2 protein-coding genes are annotated in these 3,918 nt (G+C 46.4%); one reads left to right on the top strand and one right to left on the bottom strand.

What is annotated here, in order from left to right; all coding sequences use genetic code 11:
- Positions 1-2,563, top strand: a 2,563-nt coding sequence (locus QT974_RS32195) for a HEAT repeat domain-containing protein (protein ID WP_333472436.1), incomplete at its 5' end; no start/stop codon positions are given.
- A gap of 79 nt (positions 2,564-2,642) precedes the next feature.
- On the opposite strand, the gene QT974_RS32190 is transcribed toward QT974_RS32195, so the two are convergent.
- A complete protein-coding gene (locus QT974_RS32190) occupies positions 2,643-3,863 on the bottom strand; it encodes an FtsW/RodA/SpoVE family cell cycle protein (RefSeq protein WP_333472435.1) in 1,221 nt (406 codons plus the stop codon).
- Between the last annotated feature and the right edge of the window lie 55 nt (positions 3,864-3,918).

The raw sequence follows: 3,918 nt of genomic DNA, 5'->3' as shown, positions 1-3,918 counted from the left end.
ATATTTTGCGGCGTTGGCGGTTGAGGATTGGCACTTTTTCTTGAATCATATTCCTGAAAATCCGCAACATCCTGATGCTCGATATCGCATTTTTGAGAAGCAGTGGAAGGAGGTTATTTTGCTGTGGTTGGGGCGGGAGGAAGTAGGGAAGGAGGAGAAGGAAGCTTTTATTAAGGCGTTGGTTGAGTTTGAGGATGGGTGTGGTGATTTTTATAATTATCGTGCATATTTTCTAGCGGCTGCTGGGATTGCTGAGTTTAAGGATTGTCGCCTTGCTGATGAGATTGTGTCCCGAATTGTTAAGTGGGGATTTGGTTATTTTGATGAGGAAAAACAGGAATGGCAAACATCTCTCGATCCACTGGTTGCCGCAAGAACAAGGGAGATACTGAAAGAGACGGATAGGGAAAGGGCGATATCTGCTTTAGTCGAGTTAATCCGCACTTCAGGTGATGAATATACCCAGTGGCGAGCTGCAGAAAGCTTAGGTAAAATAGGCAAATATCATCCAGTGGTGATATCCGCTTTAGTCGAGTTAATTCGCAATCCATGTGATGAATATACTCAGCGGCTAGCCGCAAAAAGCTTAGGGCAAATAGACGAAAATAACCCAGTGGCGATATCCACTTTAGTCGAGTTAGTTCACAATTCAGGCAATCTAAATGCCCGGTTGGAGGCCGCACATATATTAGGTAAAATAGGCAAAAACAACCAAGAAGCTATCTCCGCTTTAGTCCACTTAATCTGCAATTCAGGTGATGAAAACATCCAGAGCGAAGCGGCAGAAATCTTAGGTAAAATAGGCGGAAATAATCCAGAAGCAATCTCCGCTTTGGTCGAGTTAATCCGCAATTCAGGTAATGAAAATACCAGGCGGATAGCGGCATATATGTTATGGAAAATAGACAAAGACAACCAAGTTGCAATCTACACTTTAGTCGAGTTAATCGGTACTTCTCAGAATGAAGAGACCCGGCGAATAGCTGGAGAAAGGTTAGGGGAAATAGGCAAAGATAACCCAGAAGCTATCTCAGCTTTAGTCGAGTTAATCCGCAATTCAGGTGGTGAAATCACCAGGATGGTAGCGGCAGAAAGCTTAGGAAATATAGACAAAGATAACCAGCTTGCGATCTCCACTTTAGTCGAATTAATTCGTAATTCAGATGATGAGTATACCTGGAGGCAAACGATATTAATCTTATTCGCAATAGGCAAAAATAACACAGTTGCTATCTCCGCTTTGGTTGAGTTTATCTGCGATTCAGCTAAGGCAAATATCCGCCGGAGAATAGCGGCAATGATCCTATTTGAAATAGGCAAAGATAACCCAGTTGCTATCTCGGATTTAGTCGAGTTAATCCGCACTTCAGGTGATGAATATACCCAGTGGCTAGCCGCTGAAAGCTTAGGTAAAATAGACAAAGATAACCAATTTGCGATATCCACTTTAGTCAATTTAATCCGCAATTCGGACAATAAAGATAACCAGTGGCTAGCGGCAAAAAGCTTAGGTGCAATAGACAAAGATAACCAATTTGCGATATCCACTTTAGTCAATTTAATCCGCAATTTAGATAGTGAATATTCTAGGCTTTTAGTGGCAGATAGCTTAGTGAAAATAGACAAAGATAACCAATTTGCGATATCCACTTTAGTCGAGTTAATCCGCAATTCAGGTAATGAAGATACCCGGAGGCAAGCTGTAAAAAGTTTATGGGAAATAGACAAAGATAATCCAGATGCAATCTCCCCTTTAGTCGAGTTGCTCGGTACTTCTCAGGATGAAGATACCCGGAGGCAAGCTGTAAACATCTTAGGGAAAATCGGCAAAGATAACCCAGTTGCGATCGCCACTTTAGTCGAGTTAATCCGCTATACAGGTGATGAAAATACCCGGAGGCAAGCGGCAGATAGCTTAGGGGAAATCATGAAAGGTAAATATTTCGTCACAGCAGTATCTGGATTGAAAGATTGCCTAACTTCCGAAATCTATGAAAACGATTTTAAGCGCTATGAAAACTGCTATCAAGTCCTCTCGGACTGCGCCGAAAAGATGACTTACCAAGAATTTCATCAAGCATGGCACACCCAACCCACCAATTCCCCAATACCGGACAACCACCGACAAAATACAGACATCCCCACACTCCTAAAACAACTCCAACCCACTGATAAAACCTGCCCCGTTCCCCTCAACATTCGCGCCCTAGAAGGCGAAACCGATACAAGTGCGATCGCCCAAGAACTCTGTACCCAACTATATCAAACAATCTTCCCCGCAGATACAGACATCCCCGCCATTCGCAACGCCCCCGAATTCAAGCGATTAATTCCCCAACTCAAAAACCGCCTCCAAAAACAGCACATCGCCTTAATTTTGCACTCGTGCCCCTGCGAAGATGCGCTTTCATCTTTCACCCGCAAACTCGCCGACACTCACATGGGAATTCACATCGCCTGGATTACCGATACACCGCTGGAATTGCCGTTAACAGGTTTTGTGGCGGATGGAGATGATTTGTTGAATGCAGTGCACAATTGGATTCGCGGGATTGGTGCGTGATATTGGGGCGGACGCAGAAACTAGGTTTGAATACGAAAATATTGTTTCTAGTCGGGCTTCTCAGAAATAACTTGACAAATTACTCGGTTTGTGCTGTGCCGTTGGGCGATCGTAACTTCGGCTTACCCGGCTGTCCCCTGCGTCCATCCAGAGAAACCACCTCAGCCTCAGAACCCTCCCTAGCCACGCGAATCAGCAACCCCGACAACAAAAAACTCGCCACCATCGAAGAACCGCCATAACTAAAAAACGGCAGTGGCAAACCCGTAGTCGGCAAAACCCCCGTCGCCACCCCAATATTCAGCAGCGACTGTCCCACCATCACCACCATCACCCCAATCGCCACCAACTGAGATTCAGCATTCCGCGCCCGCATCGCCACTCTCAAAGCCACCGTAGCGTAAGCCGCCAACATCAGTAACAGCCCAAAACCCCCCACCAAACCAAACTCCTCAGCAAACACAGCAAAAATAAAATCGCTGTACTGAATTGGCAAATAAAATAACTTTTGCTGCGACATTCCCAAACCAACGCCCCAAACTCCGCCAGAACCCACAGCTAGCAGGCTTTGAACCAACTGATAGCCATCCTGCATCGCATCTGCCCAAGGATTGAGAAAAGACATAATCCGACGGCGCTGATATTCCCGAAAAGTAATACTTGAAACCGCCAGCAGCATTCCGCCCATAGCCGTTGCGCCCAACTGCAAGTAAGGCAATCCCGCAGCCAAAGCCACCAACCACAAAGTCATCCCGCACAAAGCTGTGGTGCTCAAATTCGGCTGTAACAAAATTCCTAACAGCATCGCACCGAAGATTAACAGCCAAGTAAACCGAACTTTGTTTGTCAGCCGAGGCCAGTTGCCAAAAATGCGGGCGCTTTGGAGAACGAAAAACGGCTTAATCAACTCTGAAGGTTGAATAATCGGCACCGGGCCTAGAGATATCCAGCGAGTTGCGCCGTTGACTGTGGTTCCCACTCCCGGAATTAAGGTCAACCATAGCAATCCCAGCAGCACCAGGATACCCCAATGAGCTGTTTTCAGCAGGTAGCGCAGGGGGGAGTAAACCATTAAGTTAAAACCTGCCAGCCCGATCGCCACTGCGATTAGTTGCCGCTTAAAATAGTAAAGCCCATCTCCCAATTCAGAATTGGCAATGGGATAGGAAGCGGAAAACAATGCTGTCAGCCCTACAAACAGCCACAAAAAAGTCAACCACCGCAGCCACCGGGCTTCAGCCGCCCATTCAGACACGCTGGGGTCAAAAAATGGAATGAAGCGTCGAATATCATTAGTCATTGGTCAAACAGGGCATGGGGCATGGGGCATGGGGCATGGGGCATGGGGCATGGGG

Source organism: Microcoleus sp. BM001215392, assembly GCF_036700185.1.
Classification (GTDB): domain Bacteria; phylum Cyanobacteriota; class Cyanobacteriia; order Cyanobacteriales; family Microcoleaceae; genus Microcoleus.
The sequence above is the reverse complement of the archived record's forward strand: the minus strand, read 5'-3'. Positions and strand labels throughout refer to the sequence as shown.

Bases quoted from the DNA above. Each gene is read 5' to 3' on its own strand.
- QT974_RS32190 (WP_333472435.1), bottom strand. From the start codon at position 3,863: ATGACTAATGATATTCGACGCTTCATTCCATTTTTTGACCCCAGCGTG.